This is a genomic window from Mucilaginibacter sp. P4_C11 (genome assembly GCF_056402115.1).
Genome location: NZ_JBFUIA010000026.1, coordinates 71,094 through 94,382 on the forward strand (window position 1 = coordinate 71,094; position 23,289 = coordinate 94,382).

Annotated in this window: 19 protein-coding genes; 5 read left to right on the top strand and 14 right to left on the bottom strand. The window is 44.7% G+C overall.

Annotation, left to right across the window (positions count from 1 at the left end; all coding sequences use genetic code 11):
• Nucleotides 1–164 precede the first annotated feature (164 nt).
• The 4 genes from AC1DU2_RS22030 to recJ form a co-directional block, all read right to left on the bottom strand.
• A complete protein-coding gene (locus AC1DU2_RS22030; RefSeq protein ID WP_477386902.1) occupies nt 165–2,039 on the bottom strand; it encodes a glycoside hydrolase family 30 beta sandwich domain-containing protein in 1,875 nt (624 codons plus the stop codon).
• Nucleotides 2,040–2,684: 645 nt separating this feature from the next.
• Nucleotides 2,685–4,208 carry a GH3 auxin-responsive promoter family protein gene (locus AC1DU2_RS22035; RefSeq protein ID WP_477386904.1) on the bottom strand — a complete coding sequence of 508 codons (1,524 nt, stop codon included), beginning with the start codon at nt 4,206–4,208 and terminating at the stop codon, nt 2,685–2,687.
• A gap of 12 nt (nt 4,209–4,220) precedes the next feature.
• Entirely contained in the window at nt 4,221–4,961 is a 741-nt protein-coding gene (gene lptB, locus AC1DU2_RS22040; protein ID WP_147053774.1) for an LPS export ABC transporter ATP-binding protein, read from the bottom strand.
• A 469-nt stretch (nt 4,962–5,430) separates the two neighbouring features.
• Nucleotides 5,431–7,131 (bottom strand): single-stranded-DNA-specific exonuclease RecJ, encoded by a 1,701-nt coding sequence (recJ, locus tag AC1DU2_RS22045; protein ID WP_477386906.1) that lies wholly within the window; start codon nt 7,129–7,131, stop codon nt 5,431–5,433.
• 85 nt (nt 7,132–7,216) lie between these two features.
• Between recJ and AC1DU2_RS22050 the strand changes: the two genes are divergently transcribed.
• A complete protein-coding gene (locus AC1DU2_RS22050) occupies nt 7,217–7,993 on the top strand; it encodes an MBL fold metallo-hydrolase (protein ID WP_477386908.1) in 777 nt (258 codons plus the stop codon).
• Here AC1DU2_RS22050 and AC1DU2_RS22055 read toward each other — a convergent pair.
• Entirely contained in the window at nt 7,990–8,409 is a 420-nt protein-coding gene (locus AC1DU2_RS22055) for a response regulator (RefSeq protein WP_147053777.1), read from the bottom strand. The two genes, AC1DU2_RS22050 and AC1DU2_RS22055, sit on opposite strands and share 4 nt — an antisense overlap.
• A gap of 605 nt (nt 8,410–9,014) precedes the next feature.
• On the opposite strand from AC1DU2_RS22055, the gene AC1DU2_RS22060 reads away from it, so the two are divergent.
• On the top strand, nt 9,015–9,749 hold the full coding sequence (locus AC1DU2_RS22060) for an acyl-CoA desaturase (RefSeq protein ID WP_477386910.1): 735 nt from the start codon (nt 9,015–9,017) through the stop codon (nt 9,747–9,749).
• 226 nt (nt 9,750–9,975) lie between these two features.
• Nucleotides 9,976–11,232: a pyridoxal phosphate-dependent aminotransferase gene (locus AC1DU2_RS22065; protein ID WP_477386912.1), complete on the top strand. Its 1,257-nt coding sequence runs from the start codon at nt 9,976–9,978 to the stop codon at nt 11,230–11,232.
• 127 nt (nt 11,233–11,359) lie between these two features.
• Here AC1DU2_RS22065 and AC1DU2_RS22070 read toward each other — a convergent pair whose 3' ends face one another.
• From AC1DU2_RS22070 to AC1DU2_RS22085, 4 genes are all read right to left on the bottom strand, one after another.
• Complete coding sequence (locus tag AC1DU2_RS22070) at nt 11,360–12,361, bottom strand: glycoside hydrolase family 43 protein (RefSeq protein ID WP_477354546.1); 1,002 nt, start codon at nt 12,359–12,361, stop codon at nt 11,360–11,362.
• Nucleotides 12,362–12,460: 99 nt separating this feature from the next.
• The gene (locus AC1DU2_RS22075; protein ID WP_477386914.1) at nt 12,461–13,447 is read right to left on the bottom strand and encodes a helix-turn-helix transcriptional regulator; all 987 of its coding nucleotides are present in this window, start codon (nt 13,445–13,447) and stop codon (nt 12,461–12,463) included.
• 384 nt (nt 13,448–13,831) lie between these two features.
• Entirely contained in the window at nt 13,832–14,335 is a 504-nt protein-coding gene (locus tag AC1DU2_RS22080) for a cupin domain-containing protein (protein WP_477386916.1), read from the bottom strand.
• 46 nt (nt 14,336–14,381) lie between these two features.
• The gene (locus AC1DU2_RS22085) at nt 14,382–15,455 is read right to left on the bottom strand and encodes an alkene reductase (RefSeq protein WP_477386918.1); all 1,074 of its coding nucleotides are present in this window, start codon (nt 15,453–15,455) and stop codon (nt 14,382–14,384) included.
• Between the two features lie 236 nt (nt 15,456–15,691).
• On the opposite strand from AC1DU2_RS22085, the gene AC1DU2_RS22090 reads away from it, so the two are divergent.
• Together AC1DU2_RS22090 and AC1DU2_RS22095 are read left to right on the top strand one after the other, a co-directional pair.
• Nucleotides 15,692–16,360, top strand: a complete 669-nt coding sequence (locus AC1DU2_RS22090; protein ID WP_477386920.1) for an MgtC/SapB family protein — start codon at nt 15,692–15,694, stop codon at nt 16,358–16,360.
• Between the two features lie 171 nt (nt 16,361–16,531).
• Complete coding sequence (locus AC1DU2_RS22095; RefSeq protein ID WP_477386922.1) at nt 16,532–18,481, top strand: hypothetical protein; 1,950 nt, start codon at nt 16,532–16,534, stop codon at nt 18,479–18,481.
• Nucleotides 18,482–18,583: 102 nt separating this feature from the next.
• Here the strand turns inward: AC1DU2_RS22095 and AC1DU2_RS22100 are convergent, their stop codons facing one another.
• The 5 genes from AC1DU2_RS22100 to AC1DU2_RS22120 all read right to left on the bottom strand — a co-directional run bounded on the left by AC1DU2_RS22100 (nt 18,584) and on the right by AC1DU2_RS22120 (nt 22,448).
• Nucleotides 18,584–19,438 carry a hypothetical protein gene (locus AC1DU2_RS22100; protein WP_477386924.1) on the bottom strand — a complete coding sequence of 285 codons (855 nt, stop codon included), beginning with the start codon at nt 19,436–19,438 and terminating at the stop codon, nt 18,584–18,586.
• Between the two features lie 74 nt (nt 19,439–19,512).
• Nucleotides 19,513–20,811, bottom strand: coding sequence for a DUF3570 domain-containing protein (locus tag AC1DU2_RS22105; RefSeq protein WP_477386926.1), 1,299 nt, complete (start codon nt 20,809–20,811; stop codon nt 19,513–19,515).
• Nucleotides 20,812–20,836: 25 nt separating this feature from the next.
• Nucleotides 20,837–21,058, bottom strand: coding sequence for a DUF4266 domain-containing protein (locus AC1DU2_RS22110; RefSeq protein WP_477354571.1), 222 nt, complete (start codon nt 21,056–21,058; stop codon nt 20,837–20,839).
• 12 nt (nt 21,059–21,070) lie between these two features.
• Nucleotides 21,071–22,024: an FAD:protein FMN transferase gene (locus AC1DU2_RS22115; RefSeq protein ID WP_477354574.1), complete on the bottom strand. Its 954-nt coding sequence runs from the start codon at nt 22,022–22,024 to the stop codon at nt 21,071–21,073.
• Nucleotides 22,011–22,448, bottom strand: coding sequence for a thioredoxin family protein (locus AC1DU2_RS22120; RefSeq protein ID WP_477386929.1), 438 nt, complete (start codon nt 22,446–22,448; stop codon nt 22,011–22,013). The genes AC1DU2_RS22115 and AC1DU2_RS22120 overlap by 14 nt, the downstream gene beginning before the upstream one ends.
• Nucleotides 22,449–23,289 lie beyond the last annotated feature (841 nt).

A 23,289-nucleotide genomic window follows, 5' to 3' on the forward strand; every position in this document is an offset into this window, starting at 1 on the left:
TGAGCACAGGGGCGAGGAGAAATCTTGTACGCCCTGCATCCAAAAAAGCCTATCGGAATGCACAGCGTACAAGATTTTTCGCTATCGCTCAAGAGACAGTTTCTCTTTCGCGCTCCCGCACATCCCCACCCCGCTCTCTCGAAATGACAATTTTTATACGTTTTCTACTGGTTCACCCCAAAAGCTTCCCAGCCCGATATCGTGGCGCGGTTGCAAGTCATCGCTTGCGTTCCGTTTTCGCTGGATACATACTTGCTGTTATTGCCCCGTAGTGATATTTTGCCGTCGGCGTTAACTACCCAGTCAAATTTTTCCCAATCGCCAATAGTGGTGCGGTTACAGGTGATGGCTTGCGTGCCGTTTTCGCTGGATGCATATTTACCCATCCCTTGTAAAGCTATTTTACCGGCACCGGCATCAACCACGGTAAATTGCTCCCATGCCGATGCGGTAGGGCGGTTGCAGTTCATGGCGGCTGTGCCGTTCTCGCTGCTTACATACTGGTTGTTTATACCCTTCAGCGTAATAACCGAGCCTATTGGAGCACCTGATGAACCGCTTGACTGGGTACCACTCCATTTAAAGGTAGCCACCGCGCCGGCTGCCAACGAGTAGGTAAATGACTCGGCACCCCATTTTACCTTAAAGCTAACCGCAGATGAGCCGGTATTAAGGGCGATAAGTACCTTGCTGCCGTCGGAGTTTTTAAAAGCTACGTCCTGGATGCTGCCCGATACGTTTGATGAAATGCGAACAGCGCCCGGCCGTACAAAACGTGCCGCGTGGCCAATAATGTAATAACCTACGTTGCGGGTTATTGATGTTCCGCTTACGGTAATGGCGCCCAGGCAAGTGCTGCAGCCTCCGGCTGTATGCGGGTTATAATTAACATCGGCCGCCAGGTTCCATTCCAAAACGTTGCGGCTCCAGTTGCGGGTAGCACCAATAACCAGGTTATTAACATGCCATGACAAGTCGCCGCCAAAATTGCTTGGCGCGCCAACCCATTGCTCGGTGAAGTACACATTTTTGTTAGGGTATGCATTATGCACATCGGTTAAAGAAGCAATTGAGCCCGCATATAAGTGAAACGCCGATCCATCAACATAAGGGTTTGCACCACCATCGGCCAAAACAGCCTCCGGATAGTCAATCCTATCGGTATTATGGTCATAAGCGATGATCTTGGTAGCAAAACCGGCCGCCCTTATCTGCGGACCAAGGTTATTTTTTATAAAAGTAGCTTCCTCGCTGGCCTGCATCACCATACTTGGGTTATTGTATGGGTTAAGCGGCTCGTTTTGCGGTGTAATGGCGTCAATGGTGATACCCTGTGCCTGCATGGCCTGCAGGTATTTTACAAAATAACGGGCATAAGCGTCGTAGTACGCAGTGTTTAAGCTGCCGCCGGTATAGCCGTTGTTGCCGGTTGTATTAACCTTCATCCAGGTTGGGGCCGTCCAGGGGGTAGCTATAATTTTGATGGATGGATTGATGGCGATAATCTTCTTGAGGATGGGCAGCATATCGGTATTTTCCTGGCTGATGCTGAAACTGTTCATGTTTACATCGCCCGCCACCTGGTCGTAAGTAAAATCGCCCGAACTAAGGTCAGATGCGCCAATGCTGATACGTAAATAGCTGATACCTATCTGGCCGTTTGCCGTGCCAAAAAGCTCGCTTAAAACGGCAGCCTGGTTGCCGCCCAGCCCGTTCAATAAACTGGCGCTGCCGCCGGTTAGGGTAAAACCAAAGCCATCTATGCCCTGGTAGGTGGTATTTTCGTCAACAGTTACGGTCGTGGCGTTGGTGCCTGCATCGGCAGCAAAATTGAAGCTCGCCTGCGCCTGTAACAGTTTTGACTGATCGGCCGTGGTTACCCAGGCGTTTACAACTTCGTTGGCGGCGCGGGCTACCGTGCTGTTGGTTTGTTGTGCTTTGGCTTCGCCGGTGTTGGCATCCTTTTTACAGGAAAACAGCAAGGCCGCAGGTAGCAGGGTGAGGGCTGCAAGCCGCTTTAAATAGTAGTTAATGTTCATAAAATTTATTATTTGGTTTAATTGATTGCACAAAAAATCCAAGGCAAAAGGCCTGTTACGCATTGCTAAATCGCTTTACCAACTTAACTAATGTTTAAAACACCCTCAATTGAACGCAGGCAAAACAGCATCGTTCAAACTAGTTTTTCAGGAATACAGGCTTATGTATGGTTTATTATTACAAATCAAAAATAGGCTATTTAAAATGTAATAAACAAATAAAACTTACATAAATAACTGATATATAGTATATTACATAAGTTTTGATACGCTTGTATCACATGAACAATAAATTAAAAATATAGGTTTAAGCGCGGGGTTAAAGGATTTTTAAAACGTAAAAAATAATTATGATACGCTTGCGTCACAGTTTAATTTTAACAGCGATATTTCTATGACCTAAGGGGGTAAATTGGGCTATAAGATTTAACGACGTTTTGGGAGGGATAAGTCCGAGGGAAAGGGCGGGGCAGGTTTTACGAACTGCCGCGATGTTCAAACTCGTGGCTAAGCATGATTTCAGCTTTTAGTTCAACTGAAGCCAAAGGCTTCAACCAGTTTTACCCACGAGTTACGCAACGCTAACTTCGCGGGAGATTCAACTATTTATTTTTTGTCTTGCCTCTTGATTCTAACTTCTTGGCTCTATTCCACCACCAGTTCCATCACCTTTAAAATGGCATCCACGTACTCGCGGTCGTTAGCCAGGCGGGGTACTTTGTGCTGGCCGCCTAACTTACCTTTTTCTTTCATCCAGTTAAAAAAAGTGCCTTCGGGGGCGCGGCGTACTATGGGGCGGCGCAGGGCCAGGTCTTTAAAACGCTTGGCATCGTAATCGGAGTTAATGCGGCGGAGGGTTTCATCAAGGATATCCACAAAACGTTCAAACTCGTTAGGTCTCTTTTCAAACTCAATTATCCACTCGTGGGCGCCACAATCTTTACCATTAAAATAAACAGGCGCGGCAGTATACTCGCAAATGACGGCGCCGGTTTGCTGGCAGGCCTCTTCCAGGGCCTGCTCGGCATTGTCAATAATCACTTCCTCGCCAAAGGCATTAATAAAATGTTTGGTACGGCCGGTTACCCGGATGCGGAAAGGCGTTAAAGAGGTAAACTTAATGGTATCGCCTATCATATAGCGCCAAAGCCCGGCATTGGTGCTAATGATGAGCGCGTAGTTTTTATCAAGCTCCACCTCATCCAGCGTAAGGGTATGCGGGTTTTCATCGTGCAGGTTTTCCAACGGTAAAAACTCGTAAAAAATACCATAGTCAAGCATCAGCAGCATGTCGCCCGGTTCGCGGGTATCCTGGATGCCGAAGAAGCCTTCGGATGCATTGTAATTCTCCAGGTAATACATGTCATCGCTGGGAATTAACGCTTTAAACTGGTCGCGATAAGGGCCAAAATTAACCGCACCGTGAAAATACATTTCCAGGTTGGGCCAAACTTCCAGCATGTTTTTTTTGCCGGTTATTTCCAATATGCGTTTAAACAGCACCAAATTCCAGGTAGGTACGCCGCCAATGCTGGTTACGTTTACATCCTTGGTGGCCTGGGCTATTTTTTCTAATTTTTCTTCAAAGTTATCCAGCAGGGCAATTTCCAGTTGCGGTGTACGGTGAAGCTCGGCCCAAAGGGGTAGGTTCTTCATGATCACCGCCGATAGGTCGCCAAATGAAGCATCCGGGTTTATGGTGCTCACCTGGTGGCTGCCGCCCAGCGTAAGTACCTTGCCGGTAAACATGCGGGCATTGGGCTGGTTGTTAAAATAAATGGTAAGCACATCCTTTCCGCCCTTAAAGTGGCACTCCTCCAGGGCTTCCTCGCTCACAGGGATAAACTTGCTCCTGTCGTTAGTTGTCCCCGATGATTTGGCAAACCAGCGGATCTCTGACGGCCACAACACATTTTTTTCGCCTTTGAGCATGCGCTCAATATAGGGCTTCAGCGTATCGTAATTTTGGATAGGTACCCGCTCCTTAAACTGGGTAAGGTTTTCGATGCTTTTGTATTGATACCTGCGGCCCCACTCGGTACTCTCGGCCATAGATATCAGCTGTTCAAACCATTCCTCCTGTACTTCGTTGGGATATTTCATAAAAAGCTCAATCTGGTGAATGCGCTTTTTCATGAACCATGTAAATACGGAGTTAAATATTGTCATACAGCTGGTTTATTATTGGGGGAATACTTTTCTCTTCAGAACAAAGTTAGCACCTAAATATACTTTCCGCACCATCTCATTTTCGGCCAATACCTCGGGCACGCCTGATTCTAATATTTTACCTTCAAAAAGCAGGTAAGCGCGGTCGGTTATTGACAGTGTTTCCTGTACATTGTGGTCGGTAATCAGGATGCCTATGTTGCGGTGCCTTAGCTTGGCTACCATCGCCTGTATCTCTTCTACCGCAATAGGGTCAACCCCGGCAAAAGGCTCATCCAGCAAAATAAAGTTAGGCTCGGCTGCCAGGGCGCGGGCAATTTCGGTACGGCGACGCTCACCGCCGGATAGCAGGTCGCCCCGGTTTTTGCGCACTTTGTGCAGGCTAAATTCGTCAATTAATTCTTCCAGCTTGTCTTTTTGCCTGTCTTTAGGCATGCCGCCCATCTCCAGCACAGCTTTAATATTATCCTCAACAGATAGTTTGCGAAACACCGAAGCCTCCTGTGCAAGGTACCCTATACCCTTTTGCGCCCGGCGGTACATAGGGTCCTGGGTTATATCTTTATCATCCAGAAAAATAGTGCCTTCGTTAGGTTTTATCAACCCAACTATCATATAAAACGATGTAGTTTTCCCGGCGCCATTTGGCCCCAACAAACCCACAATTTCGCCCTGCGCCACATCAAACGATACATCGTTAACAACGGTGCGCTGTTTGTACTTTTTTACTAAATTTTCTGCTCGTAGTATCATTTTTCAAATTCAAAAGTCAAAATTCAAAAGTAAAAACCTGTCGCTTTACCTTTGCTTTCAACCTATATCTTGTAATCCTCCAGCCAAAATTTTTGACTTTTGAATTTTTAATTTTGACTTTAACCCGGGCGTTCCTCCGGCCGGGCTTTGCGTTCATACGCCTGCAGGCCTTAGTCACGGCCCGGTATCCACTTCAATCCCTAACGCGTTTTACTCCGACTTGAACGCTGGTCACAACTCAACCCGGCTACGCTGCGCTGGCCGACCCTCTCTCCGGCTTACGCCGCAAAGAGGGTAAAACCCATTTTTTATTTTTTCGCCGCTCTATGCGACGCAGTCGGAGATAGGGGCAGACGCCCCGATATTTTATCGGGGTTGTCGGGGAGAGTCGTCGCCGCCATGCGATATCCGCCATTCGTTCGCCAATCCCCAGCCAAAATTTTGACTTTTGAATTTTTAATTTTGACTTTTAAAACCTTATCCCCTTTATATTCAACTGTATGTTTCTTCGTTCGCGCCAAATGTTTTCTTCAATACTGTAGCAAATATCAAAGGGCACGCCTGGTTTTAATTGCGGCAGGTATTCGCCGTGGTTAAAGGCAATACAATCAAAGACTGCCGTACCTTCCTGCATTACAGCCATTTTAATATGTGCCTGCCCCACCAGGCCTGCATTACCGCTAACATACACATTTTTACTTATGAAAACCGGCGCCATGTTTTCGGGCCCGAAGGGCGCAAACTGGTTCAATATCCTGAAAAATTTCGGTTCTATCTGGCTTAAACGTAATTCGGCGTCAATTTGTATCTGCTGAATCAATTGTTCAGGAGATATCGTAGCGCTCACCACTTCTTCAAACCTGTCTTTAAACGCCTCAACGTTTTCGGGCAGCATGGTTAAACCGGCCGCGTACTTGTGCCCGCCAAACTGAATGAGCAGATCTTTACACTCGCAAAGCGCCTCGTAAAGATCATAACCCAGCACAGAGCGTGCCGAACCGGCCACATGCCCGTTTGATTGGGTAAGCACAATAGTGGGGCGATAATATTTTTCGGTAAGGCGCGATGCCACAATACCAATAACGCCTTTATGCCAATCCTTATTAAATACCACTGTTGATTTTTTGCCTATCAGCACCTCGTCACTGTCAATTATCTCCAGGGCTTCGTCGGTAATATTTAAATCGTGGCCTTTCCGCTCCTGGTTACGGGAGTTTATCATCATGCCTTTTTCTTTAGCCGCTTTTTCATCGCAGGCTATCAGCAATTCAACCGCGTGTTTGGCATCATCAATACGGCCGGCAGCGTTAATTCGGGGGCCTATCAGGAACACCACATCAGATATGGTTAGGTTTCCCGGAGTTTTACCAGCAACTTCAATCAGCGTTTTTACGCCAATGCATGGGTTGGTATTTATTTTTTGCAGGCCAAAGTGTGCCAGCACCCGGTTTTCACCGGTGATATGTACAATATCGCACGATATGCTGATGCAGGCCAGGTCGATGTATTCGAGCACGGCTTCAAACCGGATGCCATTTTTTTCGGCATAAGCCTGTATCAGCTTAAAGCCAATGCCGCAGCCCGATAATTCTTTATAAGGATATTCACAATCGGCACGTTTGGGGTCAAGCACCGCTACGGCGGCAGGTAACTGAGCACCGGGCAAGTGGTGGTCGCAAATAATAAAATCTATCCCCAGGGTATTGGCGTAGTCAATTTTATCAACCGATTTAATGCCGCAATCAAGTGCTATAATAAGGCTAAAACCATTCTGGGCCGCATAATCAATCCCCTGGGTTGATATGCCATAACCCTCTTTATACCTATCCGGAATATAATATTCCATGTTTTTATACTGCTTGCTAAAAAAGCTATAAACAGTGGCAACGGCGGTAGTACCATCTACATCGTAATCACCATAAACCAGTATCTTTTCGCCGGCGGCAATGGCGGTTTCAATACGTATAACCGCTTCCTCCATATCCTTCATCAAAAAAGGATCATGCAGATGCCGCTGATCGGGCCTGAAAAAGTACCGGGCACCTTCAAAATCACTTATCCCCCTGTATACCAGCAGGCTGCTTAAAACGGTATCAATATTCAGTTCGGCAGATAATTTGCTTACCAAATCCTCATCGGCATTATCCCTTATCGCCCAACGTTTATTCATATCTTTGCAGCTTTTATAACAGTAAATATAATTTTTGGCATTTTAAACGGCCAAAGTTACGTTCAAAATCTGACACATCGCAGCTATGGAAATTTTCGCGTTAGGAGAAGGCTCATATTCAGTTGATTCGACTAAAAAATTCATCCCCTTTAACCCCGAAACCGACAATTTCAGGGACCGCCCTGGTTCATTGTTCATCCATGTAAACCCATTCCTGATAAAAACCACGCATCACCTTATTGTGCTGGATACCGGCCTTGGTTTTAAAGATACCCGCGATGAATTGCTGCTGCACCAGAATATCCGCAACGCGGGGTTCGATCCGGATGATGTAACGCTGGTGTTGATGTCGCACCTGCATTATGACCATTCGGGTGGTTTGGTGGTTGAGCGCAACGGCAAACTGGAACCCAGCTTTCCGCAGGCCAGGCACGTAATACAAAAAGGAGAATGGGAATTTGGCATTACGGGCAAATCATCATCATACCATAAAGAGATTTTTGAAGCCCTTGATGGCACCGTAGATATAACGTTTTTAGAGGGCAGCGGCGAATTGATTCCCGGTATCCGTTATGAGCTATCAGGAGGGCATTGCCCCAATCACCAGGTATTCTGGATAGATATGGAAGGCACGAAAGCGCTGTTTGGCGGCGACGAACTCCCCGAACCAGAGCAACTGATACGAAAGTTTATAGCTAAATATGATATGGATGGGCGCAAAGCGATGGAACTGCGCCAGGAATATGGAAAATTAGCATCCGAAGAAGGATGGACCTGCCTGTTTTATCACGCCAAAACATTTGCTATAGGCAATGTAAGCAGTGAAGATGGTGGCGAACACTTTAAAGTAACGCCTGCTTAGTCTTGTGGCTGAACTTCAAAAAGCTCTTTAATTTTTTCGACGTTTAGGGGTTTGCTTATAAAATCCTTTACCAGTGGGTATGAGCGTGCTTTGTTGATATCGTTGCTGAAAACTGATGATGAAATAATAAAGATTTTGCTTTTGCCCAGCGGATCGAGGTTTAAACGTTTGTACTCGTCTAAAAACTCCCAGCCGTTCATAATAGGCATGTTAATATCCAGCAAGATATAATCGGGCAGCTTGGCCGGATCTTTTCGCTGAATTTCAGACAACTGATCAATAGCAAATTTACCATTTAAACAGGCCATAATCTCGGTATTTAATAAAGCTTTCTTTATTAATTTGATAGAGATAAAATTATTGATCTCATCATCATCAACCAATAATACGCTCACGGATTTAGTGTTAATTGTCATAATTCGCTTAAATCGATACGCTTTATACGCAACGTTAAATTAAAAGGTTATCCCCGGAAAACGGTATTTTTACAAAATATTTCATGCCTCCATAATATCCCGGCAATAATGACGATTATTTGATAAACAGGGCTTCATTGAGGAGGTAAATAGTTGATTCATAGCGCGAAATTACAATACCGCACTCCCGGGCAGCATCCGGCATGGCTCAGAATGATCTCAAAGATCGTTGAACGATTGCATTTTAAAGCAGCAAAGTTCATTCAATAGTAAGTAATAAATTTGTTACAATTATTTACACATAAGCAAAGCAACTGCGAGGGCATACAAATTAAACTACAGTAACGCCCCCCAATTATGACCGTTACCATTTGCGAAGATTTTGACGACAGGTAATAAATACGCCAATTGCCGACTCAACAATTTGAATTACAGCAACAAAGCAAAAAAAATATTTCAGGCAAAAAGGGCGTTTATATATACGTGAGCAACCTTTATTGGATATAAAATAATTTCAAAAACAAATAGGGTAAAACTTTTTATGCGTTTTAATCGTATCTTTGGAAAGATTATAAATAACAGTTCATTCTAATCATTCTAATTCAGTGGTAATAATAATTTTCTTCATCGGGCACTGGTTCCTGTCGCTCTTCTTCCAAACGTTCTTTTTACACAGGTATGCATCTCATAAAATGTTCACTACCAACAAATTTTTTGAGGGAACATTTTATCTGCTGACGTTCATTTGTCAGGGTTCATCGTTTTTAAACCCGCGTGCTTATGCTATTATGCACCGCGAGCACCATGCATACAGCGATACCGAGAAGGATCCGCATTCGCCACATTTTTTCAGGGATGTTTTCCAGATGATGGTGTATACGGCCAAAAGTTACCGCATGCACGAAAAAAGATTAAAAGATCCCGAAGAACGCTTTAAAGGAAACATTCCGGAATGGCGTACGGTTGATTACATTGGTTCGTCAATGGTTTCGCGCCTGGCATTCGGCGTTTTATATATTGCTTTTTACGTGGTGTTCGCTACTTCACCTTGGTTTTATCTGTTAATTCCGGTTCATTTTTTAATGGGCCCTATACATGGCGCTATTGTTAACTGGTGCGGTCATAAATATGGTTATGCCAATTTTGATAACGGCGACAAATCAAAAAACACCACTCCGTTTGATTTTTTAATGCTTGGCGAATTGTTCCAGAACAACCACCACAAACGCCCTAACCGTGCCAACTTCGGCGCCAAATGGTTTGAAATTGACCCGGTTTACCCAGTAATGAAAGTAATGCACTGGATGCATATCATCAGGCTGAGGAAAGCATATTTATAGAAGGTAAAAGGATAAAGGCGAAAGGTAAAAGGTTTTTTGCCCATATATAAAAGCGAAAAGTGATCTGGTTGGATTGGCTTTTCGCTTTTTTGTTTTAAGCCAATTTTAGCCTGATCCCCTAATAACCACCTTTAGCCTGCTGACTTTCACTTTTTTCACCTTTCGCCTTTAACCTTTAGCCTTTCACCTTTTTCCCCCTATATTTGCCGCTCATAAAATCCACAACATGCGTGTTTCTAAATTAGCTCAAAATTTACGCGGCTCGGAGATCATTAAGATTGCGGGCGAGATAAATGAATTAAAACGCCAGGGGCAAAATATTGCCAACCTAACTATTGGCGATTTCGACTCCAATATTTATCCCATCCCTGCCGACCTAAAAGACGGTATTGTTGATGCTTATAACCACAACCAAACTAACTATCCGCCGGCTGATGGTATGCTTAACCTGCGCGAAAGTGTATCGGCATTTTTAAGCAGCCGCATGGGTTTAAACTATAAAGCTAACGAGATATTGATTTCGGGCGGCTCGCGTCCATTGATCTACTCAACCTTTCTGGCCCTGGTTGATCCGGGCGATAAGGTTGTTTTTCCGGCGCCATCATGGAACAATAACCACTACAGCGACCTTACCAGTGCCGAAGCCATTATTGTTGAAACCAAGCCCGAAAATAATTTTATGCCTACGGCAGATGAAATTGCACCGCATTTAAAAGGCGCAACTTTATTGGCGCTTTGCTCGCCCCTGAACCCAACAGGCACCATGTTTAATAAAAAAGACCTGGAAGAAATTTGCGACCTGGTAATTGCCGAAAACAAAAGCCGTGCAGCCGGCGAAAAGCCGTTGTACCTTTTGTACGATCAAATTTATTCGCAACTAACCTTCGGCGATTTTAAACATTATGATCCGGTTACTTTGCGCCCCGAGTTAAGGCCATATACCGTATTTGTTGATGGTGCATCTAAATGTTTTGCATCTACAGGTGTACGCGTAGGCTGGGGTTTTGGCCCGGCAAATATTATTGATAATATGAAAGCCATTGTTGGCCACATGGGTGCATGGTCGCCAAAGGCCGAGCAGGTTGCCATGGCTCATTTTATTACAGATACCACTGCTGTAGACACTTACCTTGATGATTTGAAAGAAAAAATCCGCGCCAGCTTAACAACCTTGCATGAAGGTTTCCAGGCATTGAAAGCCGAAGGTTTCCAGGTAGATTCTATAACCCCAATGGGCGCTATATACCTTACCCTTAAAATTGATTACACCGGCAAAACCACACCCGATGGGCATGTATTAAAGGATTCGGCTGATATTAACTTTTACCTTATTAAAGAAGCCAAAGTTGCCCTGGTGCCGTTCTCGGCCTTCGGTACAGATGATTCGGTTAACTGGTTCCGTGCATCTGTAGGTGCAAGCACGCTGGAGGATATTGAGCAATTGGTGCCGAGGGTGAAAGCGGCTTTGGGTAAATTGAAGTAGGTAATTTTTTCTGAACCGGAATTTGTCGAATTTATTGAATTAACAGAATTCTAAAAATTCTTTAATTCGATGAATTCCGGTTCAGATGATTTCATTTGCACATCTGAAATCTGCAATCTGCACATCTCTACCGCAGCACCCTTGCCGCAACGCCTTCGTTGGTTATCTTCACCGGCTGTATCATGCCGTCTTTATCAAAGTACATTTTATCAATGCACATTACGCGGTGGTTGCCGTCGGTCTCGGTCAATGGTCGGCGGTGGTATACAATGTACCATTCATCCGTGCCAGGCACGTTAATAACCGAATGGTGGCCCGCGCCGGTGGCAATGCTGGCATCCTGCTTTAAAATAGTAGCTATCCGCTTAAACGGACCGAACGGGGTATCGCCTACGGCGTAAGCTACCCGGTAATCGGGGCCTGTCCAACCGCCTTCGCTCCACATAAAGTAGTATTTGCCTTTGCGTTTAAACATTACCGGTCCCTCTACATAGCCCTCGGGAGTTATCTTTCTGTAGGTAACACCATCTTCAAAAGGCACCACGCCGGTAAAGTCGTCTTTTAGTTTTACAATATTACATTGGCCCCAGCCGCCGTATATCATATAGTATTGGCCGTTATCATCCTTAAAAACAAACTGATCAATAGGCTGTGCTTTGTTAATAATCTGATCTATTAGCGGCTTGCCCAGGTAATCTTTAAACGGGCCAGCCGGGTTATCGGCTACGGCTACGCCGATACCACCTTTTTCGTTATTGTTCTGAATATCGTTAGCACCGAAGAAGATATAATATTTACCACCTTTTTCGGTAACTGCAGGCGCCCAAAGCGCCCGGCGAACCCATTTTACCCCGACGGTATCAACAATGTGGGGGTGCTTGGTCCAATGTACCAGGTCGGGCGACGAGAAGGCATCCATGAAAACCTGCTCGTTGTATTTAGCCGAGTAAGTTGGATATAGCCAATATTGTTTATTAAAAATTTTAGCTTCCGGATCGGCATACCAGCCCTCAACAACCGGGTTGCCCGATGTTTTTTTATCCTGGGCCAAAGCATGCCGGGCCGGCACCGCCATAGCGGCTACTATCACCGCAGTTAAAAAGGTTTTATGGTAAATACCCGTTTTCATAATGAAATTGATGTTTTTGAGACCGCTAATATAACAGCTAAATTGGTTTAGTTGACACGGTTTCTGCAGATCATATGGCCGGCTATACCCGCGATAACTTTACCTCAACGCCAATCCATCTTTATATCGCTTGGGTTTTACCTGGAAGTGCCTTTCAAACAAGCGCCCAAAATGGCTCAAATTGGTAAAGCCAAGCTGGTAGCCGGTTTCGGATACAGATTGCATGGCCAGTAAACGGGCGGCCTCGTTCATCCGGGCCGATTGGTAATAGTTATAAATACTATCGCCAAAAATCTGCCGGAAAAGCTGTTTCATTTTGGTTAGGCCGATACCTATTTTGCCCGATAACTCGGGAAGCTGCGGAGTTAAGCTCAGATCGGCTAAAATGGCGGCCCGCAGTTTGTATATCTTTTCGGCATCGGCCTGGTCTACCGTGATAGACGCGGTTTCGGCGCGGTGCATCAGCTTGCTGAACAGCAGGTATATGAGTTCCTCGGCCTTGTTTTTGTAAAGCAGCGTGGCCAGCGTGGTAGTTTCATCAATGCGGCTTAATTGTTTTAGCGCGCGTTCCATCTCTAAAGTCATCACCTCGTGCAGCACAAACGATGGGCTTTCCTGCAACAGCGATGCTATGGTGCAGCCGGCCTCCTGCAAATCTAACGTATTGATGAGCGTTTGACGGGATGCGCCAACAACCAGGAAATTAACATGCTGATTGGCCGGAACAACCATTTCTGAAAAAAAGTTGCCGGTGCCCAGTTCAACCTCGCAGCCATTACTGCCTGTAAATAAAGGCCGGTTCGGTAATTCCGCCTCCTCCACCGGGATGCGCCTGCAATCAAACTTTAAAGTGAGCATGGTTGATGATGAAGCTGCCAGTCGGCGCAAAACAAGATCATCCTTAAGCCAATACCGATGAATGCACAGGGATAATCCGTTATTCAGGAATACTTCCTGTATAAACCCTTCGCCTATTGATTCGGGCAGCGTTACCCGGTCATGGGCTATTTGGGCGTCAAAACGCCCGGCAAAAGCCTGGCCAAAATGAAAACCTTTGCCTACTTCAAATTCAAATTCTATCGGCATAAAATATATTTAAACGGTTGTTATTGAAAAGCCTGTTATCCGATTTTCCCGTCAATCCTGAGGAACGAAGGATCTATCAACTATGCGTGACCGATAGAAAAGGTCGCGAATAGATACTTCGTTCCTACCCATTACATGTTTCATTTTCGAGGTGCGCAGGCCTGTCACCCTGAGCCTGTCGAAGGGTCGCGCGGAGAGGCCTTTGCCCGTTATAGTTCGACAAACTCAACATGACAGCCCTTTTTTACGATGTTTCCTCCTTCAGAATTTCGCGAAATTTTACCAATTATGACAGCCCATTTCACGATGTCATTCCTCCCTTCAGAATCGCCGACATTGCATTCTCACTTGAAAATTTTACACCCTCAGCATCACAAAAGAAGCCTACTTATCCAGGTAATCTGGCGGGAATATCCTTTGCCCATACTTTTCGGCCAAAGCGCCCATTTTGCTTTTTAACTCGTTGGTCATTGGCGGCGGCGGTAAAAATGTGCCGAAAGGTGCGGCTTCGCCAGCTTCCGTAAAAAAATCTTCCATGCCGGCAGGCATTACCGTACAAAGCAAATGAGCCATTTGGTTGGATTTGTTGCGGAAGCAATGAACAATACCCCCGTAAGGGATATTTACAAATGAGCCTTTGCCTGCAATGTAACTACCCGCTTCAGATTTTACCTCAACTTCGCCATCAACAACGTAAAAACTTTCCTGCACATCGGGGTGGGCGTGCGGCACCGGGCCGCCACCGGGCGGTACCAGCATATCTATCAACGCGTATTTACCATCGGTTTGCCTGCCCGATATTACTACCCGGTACGAGTTGCCTGCCATGGCAATCCCCGGCCCGTCTTCCGGGCCAACAAATGTTACTGTTTTTTGTGTGTTTTCCATCGTCAATTAAAATAGATAAATGTAATATAAGTATTGCCGGCCATTATCAGGCCACAGCCATTACCGGGTAATCGGTATAGCCATGAGCATCCGGGGTATATAAAGTTGTAAAATCAACCTCATTCAAGGGCGCGTTTTGCTCCATACGGGCCACAAAATCGGGGTTAGCCAAAAACGGGCGACCAAATGCAAGTACATCGGCAAAGCCTTTGGCTAAGGTATCTGCTGCTGTAGCGGGTGTATTACCGTTACAAAGTATAATGGTTTCCTCAAAGGCACTACGGATGGCATCAAATGTTTTCTGCGGGATTTTTGGTGAAAAGCCAATATGAATATACGTGATACCTATTTTATTTAATTCCTGCGCCAGGTAGGCATAAGTATTGTGTACTTCATCCGCATCATACTCCTGCAAATCGCCGAGGGTTGAGAAGGGCGAAAAACGGATACCTACTTTTTCTTTACCAATTGCATCGGCAATTTGCTGTACCACTTCCAGCGCGAAGGATGCGCGGGCTTTATAGTCGCCGCCGTATTGGTCGGTACGGTTATTTATGTTGGGGTTTAAAAACTGTTCAACCAGGTAGCCGTTGGCGCCATGTACTTCAACACCGTCAAAGCCTGCTTCTACTGCATTTTTTGCCGCCTGCACATATTCTGCAATGGTTGCTTTAACAGCTTCGGTAGTAAGGGCTACAGGAATAGGGTAATCCTGCATTCCCATGCTATCGGTATGCATCTGGCCTGCCGCTTTTATGGCAGATACGCCTACAACTGTAGCCCCCGCGGGCAAATTGGCCTGGTGGGCTATGCGACCTGTATGCATTAGTTGTACAAATATTTTACTGTTACCGGCATGTACCGCTCCGGTAACTTTTTTCCAGCCCTCAACCTGCTCGCCGCTAAAGATGCCGGGGATACGGGCGTAACCCAAACCATTGGACGATGGCGATGTACCTTCGGTAACAATAAGGCCTGCGCCGCTGCGCTGGTGGTAGTATTCGGCCATTAAATCGTTAGGGATATTGCCAATGGCCCTGCTACGCGTCATTGGAGCCATTACCAGGTGATTTTTTAACTGAAGTGTTTTTGTGCTGTATGGAGCTAATATAGTGTTCATGTTTTTTTTGCTTTGATATTCTATATCAAATGTCGGCACATCCATGAACTTAAAATAGCCATAAAAGATTTAAAAATAGTCTGATCGGACGGAATACATTGTGATTTTGAGGTATTAGTTCATAAAATCTGGCTTTCGTAACCACAATAAAAATATAATAGGTAGTTATTGTTTTAAACTTTTACTTTTAACTATAGTTTACAACTATTAAACCGAATTGCCAATATTAATTACCCATGAATTTTGATAGCACCGTTTTACTGAACCCTAACCATAACATATATGGCCACGAAATACTAAAACTGTTTTTGGCAATTGTAACCGGCTGTATTCTTGGGCTGGAACGGGAGATAAGGGGCAAATCGGCGGGGTTCAGAACGTTGGCGCTGATTTGCCTTGGGGCTACTGTTTTTACCATATGCTCCTATATGCTGGGGGTTGAAACCAACCGCGACCGGATTGCGGCCAATATTATTACCGGTGTGGGCTTTATTGGTGCAGGGGTAATATTTCGTACCAACTCCGCTGTGTCGGGAATTACCACAGCAGCATCTATATGGATTTCGGCGGCCTTAGGGATGCTTTTAGGTATTGGCGAATTTGCCCTTGCCGCGCTTGCGCTGGTCGCCACCCTGTTTGTATTGTACGCCCTTGATTTTATCCAGATTTGGATAGATAATAAATTTGAACACCGCCATTACCGGCTGGTTTTTAAAAACACCTGCCAGCTAAGCACCCTGTACAACCAGGTAAGCCCGCTGAAGCTGAAAATAGTTAAAATGAAAACTTCACGTAAAGATGTGCAAACCATCCTGGAGTTTGAAATATGGGGCAGGGAAAATAACCTTGCTTTATTTAATCAATGGCTTATAGATAGTGAGGAAGTCTTGTCGTTTGAATGGTAGGATGGCGGGCCAACTGGTATTCATTTGATAAAAGCTGATACAAAATAAACCGATAGACATGATGCCGTGTTTATTGAACTATATTGGACAATTCTATTTTAAACAGGTTAGCGAAATTTGCCGAATCCAAAATCGCCGATCACACCAATATTCAAATAGTTTAACAGCATCATGAATCATCAATCTTCGGGATATATAACCAAAACCATCTTTTTCCTGGCTGCTATATGCACGCTTGTTGTTCAAAAAAGCCAGGCCCAGGCCGAACTGATGCCCTACGGCAACCTGAACGGCATTCGCGTACAAGGCCAGCTTATGGATTTTAACAGCAGTATTGATGTGGTTGGCAACAGTTGGCACAAAATAAACGCGACAGCAAAGGAGCGCCAGCGGCCGAAATTTAAAAGAGATGGCGATGTTGAAACTGTAAATACCGCCATTGATAGCCTGGTATTTACAGAGACTGTTACCGACATAGGCAAGGGCAAAATCAAAATAAATATTACCTGCAATGTGCGCAGGGATACCAGCATTATAGGCGTTTACCTGGGCCTGCGGTTGCCCAAAGCGGCATATACAGCCAGCCAGGTTACGCTAAAAGACCAGGCCTTGGCAACAGAAGTACTTAAAGATGATATGCCTACGGTAACGGCTAAAGGCATTACCTTTAAATCACCCATGCAACAATTCAGCGTCAGCACTAATGAGGCTGCGCTTATTATAAGGCCGCAAAGCGACGATTTAAAATACATCCAGCTGTACTTCCCAATTTGCGAAGGCACGCTAAAAAAGGGTGATTTATTTGAGAAAACCTTCGAGATTAAAGTAGCCGGCGATATCGATAACACCGATGCAACTATCCAGCTGAATACCGCCGTACAGGGCCGCGAATTTGCCGGGCTGGGTGGCAACTTCCGTTTACAAAACGCTAAAACCGACCCGCAGGTAATAGATTACTGTTTGAAAAATCTGCGGGTAGCCTGGGGCCGGGTAGAGATGCCCTGGCGCGATTGGCAACCGGATATCAGTACCGATCCTATAGCTATGGCCGACAGTGGTAAGCTGAATAACCACGTCAAACAGTCGATGGAGATGGCGCAACGGCTGGGCCAAATGAACATGCCGGTAGTTTTAACGGCATGGGCGCCGCCGCAGTGGGCAGTTGTTGGTAAACTAAAATACCGCCCCACACCGGATGGCGTTTGGGGTAACCCGCTTAATAATGATAACACCCAGCAGATTTACAAATCAATTACCGATTATATTATCTACCTCAAAAACCATTACAGCGTTGAGGTTACTTACTTTTCGTTCAATGAATCGGACCTGGGTATCAACATCCGCCAAACAGGTCAGGAGCACCTGGCGCTGATAAAAGGCCTGGGTAAATATTTTGCAGATAAAGGCTTAAAAACCAAATTGCTGCTGGGCGATAACTCAGATGCCACCACCTACAAATTCATTTACCCGGCCATGAATGACCCGGAAGCCAGGCCATACATCGGCGCGTTATCCTTTCACTCCTGGCGCGGCTGGGATACCCCAACCCTTCAAAAATGGGCCGATGCCGCCGCCAAACTAAACCTGCCCCTTTTGGTTGGCGAAGGTAGTATTGATGCCGCCGCATGGGAATATCCGGCCTACTTTGAAGAGCAATCATACGCGCTTGAAGAGATTAACCTGTATACCCGACTACTGGCTATATGCCAGCCATTATCTATTTTACAATGGCAGCTCACGGCAGATTATTCGCCTTTGAGCGGCGGCGGTATTTTTGGCAATAACGAGCCATTGAAACCAACCCAGCGTTTTTGGCAGCTAAAGCAGCTGGCTTCAACCCCGGCTGGCCTCAAAGCCCTGGCGGTAACAGTTGATAAACCTGCTATATCATGCGCGGCTTTGGGCGATGCTGGCCAGCGCAAATACGTTATCCACATGGTAAATAACAGTGCCGCGCGTAAAGTTTATTTAAAGGGCTTACCGGCATCTGTTACCAGGCTTAAGGTTTACGTTACCGACAAAGACCATAACGTTAGTCAAAAACGCAATATTGGGGTTAATAACAAGCAGGCAGTATTTAAGCTGAGCGCCAGGTGCTTTACAACGCTGGAAAGCGAGTAGGGCTAGGTCTGGAGTACTAAGTCAAGAGTCTTAAGTTCTAAGTCGAAAGGTATTTATTCTCTTTTGACTTAGAACTTAAAACTTCCGACTTAAAACCTAAATTCAGGGATATTTAAACCCTGGGAATACAAGATGAAAAATGCTCCACCAATTGCCTTCCAGGGAAAAGTATAGTTTAAATGGCCCTTCAAAATGAATGGTTTCGTTGTTTTCCAGCACGGCATCATATTTTACCGATCCCTCGGCATGGCCAAGGCCCGAATTTGAGCCGGGTTGCAGTTGAAAACCGATGTCGTAAATAAAATATTCTTCGTTATTAAAGGCCGTGTAAGCGTTAAAAATATTGTTAAGCTGGTGCACTATTTCAACCCTGCTGTAGGTTTTCCTGTCGGGAGCCACAAACGAATCGCCCAGTACCCAGCTTCGCTCGCCAAAATTCTGTTTAAACCATTCCGATAAAAACTCCAGGGCCTTATTTTCAATATTAGCTGTATGGTTAGGATGAAACTCTTCATAATCAAAATGGCTTGTCATGCCCGGAATCGAGAAATCGTCAGTCTCGTGATCAAACAACTCTTCAGTAATAAAAACATATTTGGTGCGATCGTCCAAATCGTCAGAAAAATCGACAACAATATTTTTGCTGAAGAGCAGGTCGGTTATCTGCTGCAAGGCCTCGGTTATCTGTACATCGTTTAATCTATCTGCTGGTATAAATTCGGGCTGCCCAAGCAAATCATAAACCTTAATCCGTTTTGAATTGGCGTAATTATGCTCAAAATCAAAAATGTTCTTTAAAAAAATATTTTCAATTTCCGGGTCAACAGGGTTAATCATGTGCGGATCGGCGCCCAATTCGGCCTGCAATTTTAAACGCAGCAGTTCGTTTTCCATCCGCAGGTTTTCTTCCGGGTCGTCGCTCAGCGGTTTGTCAAAAAGGTCGTCGGTGTTTTCCATAGTGACGAACAAAATAGGTAAAGCCCGGTAAAATTTAAAACTTTACCGGGCTTTTAATTTTGATAGTTGTTATCTTATTTAAACCCAAGGCTTACCGATACCACATCAGATACCAAACCCACATTTTGCTTGTAATGGCCATATCTTAGTTCCAATTCGTGTAAGTTTTCCCAGCCTAACACACCTTTAGGGGGCGCTATCCTAAAACCGGCGCCAAAAAACTGGCTGTTGAACTTTGCATATTCGTAATTACTGGTAAAATATGCCTGCGTTGGGCTGTTTTGCTCATAAGGCGCAAAGTATTTGGCCGCTGTTTGCGTATAGTACCTGTAAAACGGAGATATGGAAAAGAATGGCGTAACCTTGTATGCTATTTCAAGATTGGCAGTATTTGATTTGCTGCCCCAATTATCGGTATAATACCGGTAGTACGACCGCAGGATAACATTATCGCCCAGGAAGTAATTGGCCCTGAAGCCTAAAGGCAGCTTAAACCGCGATGATGGCAGCCTTTCTATCGTATCTTTTCCATTCGAAAAATATACCCGGTGAAATGGCAGGCTTAAAAAGCCATGCTGGGTAACCACATCGGCCAGGAACATGATCTGCAACCTTGAGGTTACTATTTGTGAGTAGGAGAATGACGCCGTATAAGTGTTTCTTGGGCTTGATGGAATATTGGCTTTGCCACCACTTTCAGAACTTGATGAATTGCCGCTTGCTGTTGTAACCGTGGTAACCGTTGTAGTTGATGTCGGAATAAACTCCGATGGATAGATCAGCTTAACATGGTCAAAATAGCCCTGTAGCTTTACGCCAAACTCGCCCATCCGGTTTGCTGTTTTGGCCGAGAAATGTAAATCGGCGCCAAGCGATTGGTAATTATACTCGCCGGAATAATAGCTTCCTACGCCGAAGCTTGTCCCTTTTTTGGTGTTTTCAACTGTCCAATCCAGCGATGGATATACCCGGCTGCCACCGGTATTTGACGCCCCCGTTTGCGAAACATAGGCAGCTGACGCCGAGGTGTGATGATCAAACCCAAGGCCTACGGATAGCGTGTTTTTATTTAATGTATTGCCCAACCATACCAGTTTCAGGTCGATGCCATTTGCAATATCCGTTACGTTTTCGGTACCAATGCCCCCGGTAACCGCCGAGTGGTTACCATTTTGTTTGTAATAGCTTGATACCAGGTTAACTTCATCAACCCTTAACCTCCGCGGCCGGTATGCGTTGGTATCCTGACCGGTTGATGATGCCAGGCTGAAACCCGGGTTAAGGCGAATAATGCTATCTTTTGATGTTTGTGCATACGCACTCATCCTGCATATCAGGGAAAACCCCAACACGGATAAATATATTTTCTTCATGGAATTACAGAATCAGGGTTTAATATTAATTGCAACCGCAGCCACCGCCGGTTTTACCTGCGTTGGCACCTGATGCCGCTTCACGATAGGATTGAAAATTTAATTCGTTCCGCTCCACTTTTCGGTTGCTCAATGCCATCTCCGAATCATTGATCCTGCTTTTTTGATACTCCTTAAGGTGTACACACGATGTAAGCGATGTTGCCAGCAAAAGGCAGCCGGCTATTTTAACCAGTTTATGAGTCATTTAATAGGGGTATTAAGTTAAATTAATATTATTTGAGGTATATAAATTATCGTCGTCGTCAATTATTATGGCTTCAATGTCATTCATCTGGTTTATCAGGTCGAGGCCGGCATACACGCCCATGATGGTAACGGGGGTAGCCATTGCATCGGCTATTTCGGCGTTGGTAGTAATAATGGTTACGCTTTTAATACCCGCCACAGGCATACCTGTGCGTGGGTTAATGGTATGAGAATACCTTTTGCCATCAATAATCACAAACTTTTCGTAATTACCAGAGGTAGCAACCGCCAGTCCCGAAATACTTAGGTATGAAAAAATCTGGTTGGAAGCATCGGGATTGGCAACACCTACGGTCCATTTTTTTCCATCGGGCTGATAGCCCCAGGCTGTAAGGTCGCCAGAGGCATTTACAACCCCGCTTACTACGCCTTTATCCTGCATTATTTGTTTGGCCCTTTCGGCCGCGTAGCCTTTTCCAATCCCGCCAAAGCCTATCCGCATTCCCCGCTCGCGTAAAAAAATAGTGCAGTTTTGTTCGTCAAGTACAATGTTGCGGTAGTTGATCAGGCGGACCATACTTTTTGCGGTAACAGGGTCGGGCAGCGAGGTCATTTGCTGATCGAAATTCCACAACCGTTTATCAACTGAACCATAGGTAATATCAAATGCCCCCTGGGTTACATTTGATATCATGATGGAGCGTTTTACCAATTCAAATGTTTCGCGGCTTACTTGCACGGGCTTAATGCCTGCATTGTTATTCACCTGGTTGGTTTCGCTATCATTGTTAAATGTAGTAAGTAAAGCTTCAATACGTTTTATCTCCCCAACCCCGGCATCAATACACTCATTGGCCCATTGCTGGTTATCTGCAACTACACTTAACTCAAAGCGGTTGCCCATCAGTCGCAAACTGCGTTTGTGCAGCGTTGGAGCGCCTGCTTCAACTTTAGTTGCTACCATTGGCAAACTGATTTATCTGTTCAATAAATTTTTCAGGCGTTTCATCAGGGTAACCATCCCATTGTTTTAAAACTTTGCCATGTTCATCAACCAAAAGGGTGAACGGAAATTTACCTTCGGCGTTATATTTATCGGCCAGTGCCTCATTTAACTTTACCTGATCTTTACTTAGCTGGTTTTTCTTTTGGCGCGGAAAATCTGCACGCACCAGTAAAAGATGATCTGCTGCATAGTTTTCAAATACCGACGATTCAAGGATCTCTTTTCGCAGCCTGATACATGGCCCGCACCAGTCTGATCCTGAAAAGTTTATCAATATTAATTTGTGCGATTGTTGTGCCTCGGTCCGGGCTTTGCTAAAATCGCCAAGCCAGTTAACAGGCGATGAAATAAGAAAGAAAAATACCATTGTTAATATTTTCATTTAACGCATAATTAGGGGAAAAGAATAATAACACTTAAAGTTTAAATACCGTTGTTAACCACGAACTTGCAACTATAAACCCGCATTAATAACCAGGTGCGGATGAATGCCATTATTGTGTCGATTAACCGGGTAAGGATAACTTTTACCTCAATATTAACTGAACAATCTGTAGTTAGAATGAAAATTGAGGGATTTAACAGATTTTAACAACTGATTGACAGTGTGATCATTCCGCTTTGACTGAAAATTTTTGGATCAATGACTTGTAGTGTGGGTGTTAAAATTAACAGACAATAATTCACAAAATCAGAGCGGATTTCACAAATCCAATCCTGGGCAAAACAATATAGAAACTGTTTTTCTGTGCTGATAAATAGTACAAATTTACATGCTTCCTTTTATATTTTAAAACCGCCCTATATTCATGCATAAATAGTTAAAAATAAGGTATTAATTCACACTTTTCAGTAACTAATGCGGTATTTATTGATACAAATGGTGCATTTATTAACACAAAAATAAAATGAAGATTTTTTGCGCAAAAGTTCAGAAAAAGCAGCCTGAAAAATCGGGCATCTTAGGTTTTAAAACTGCCAACTTTGCCACCGCCCTACTCCTGGGCCGATGGATAAATTAAACCATGCCAATAACACAATTAAAAATGGTGGCCCATACAACCCGTCATCGAACCAAATTTTTCAGTGCTTTTGATTTTGCCCTTGTAGTTTAAATTATTTCCGGGAACGATTRCACAGTTTTATTTGGGGATATTTTTTTTTAATCGCTCAGGAGTAATTAACCTTGTTTACTGATTGAACCTGTGCCATCAATTTCCATA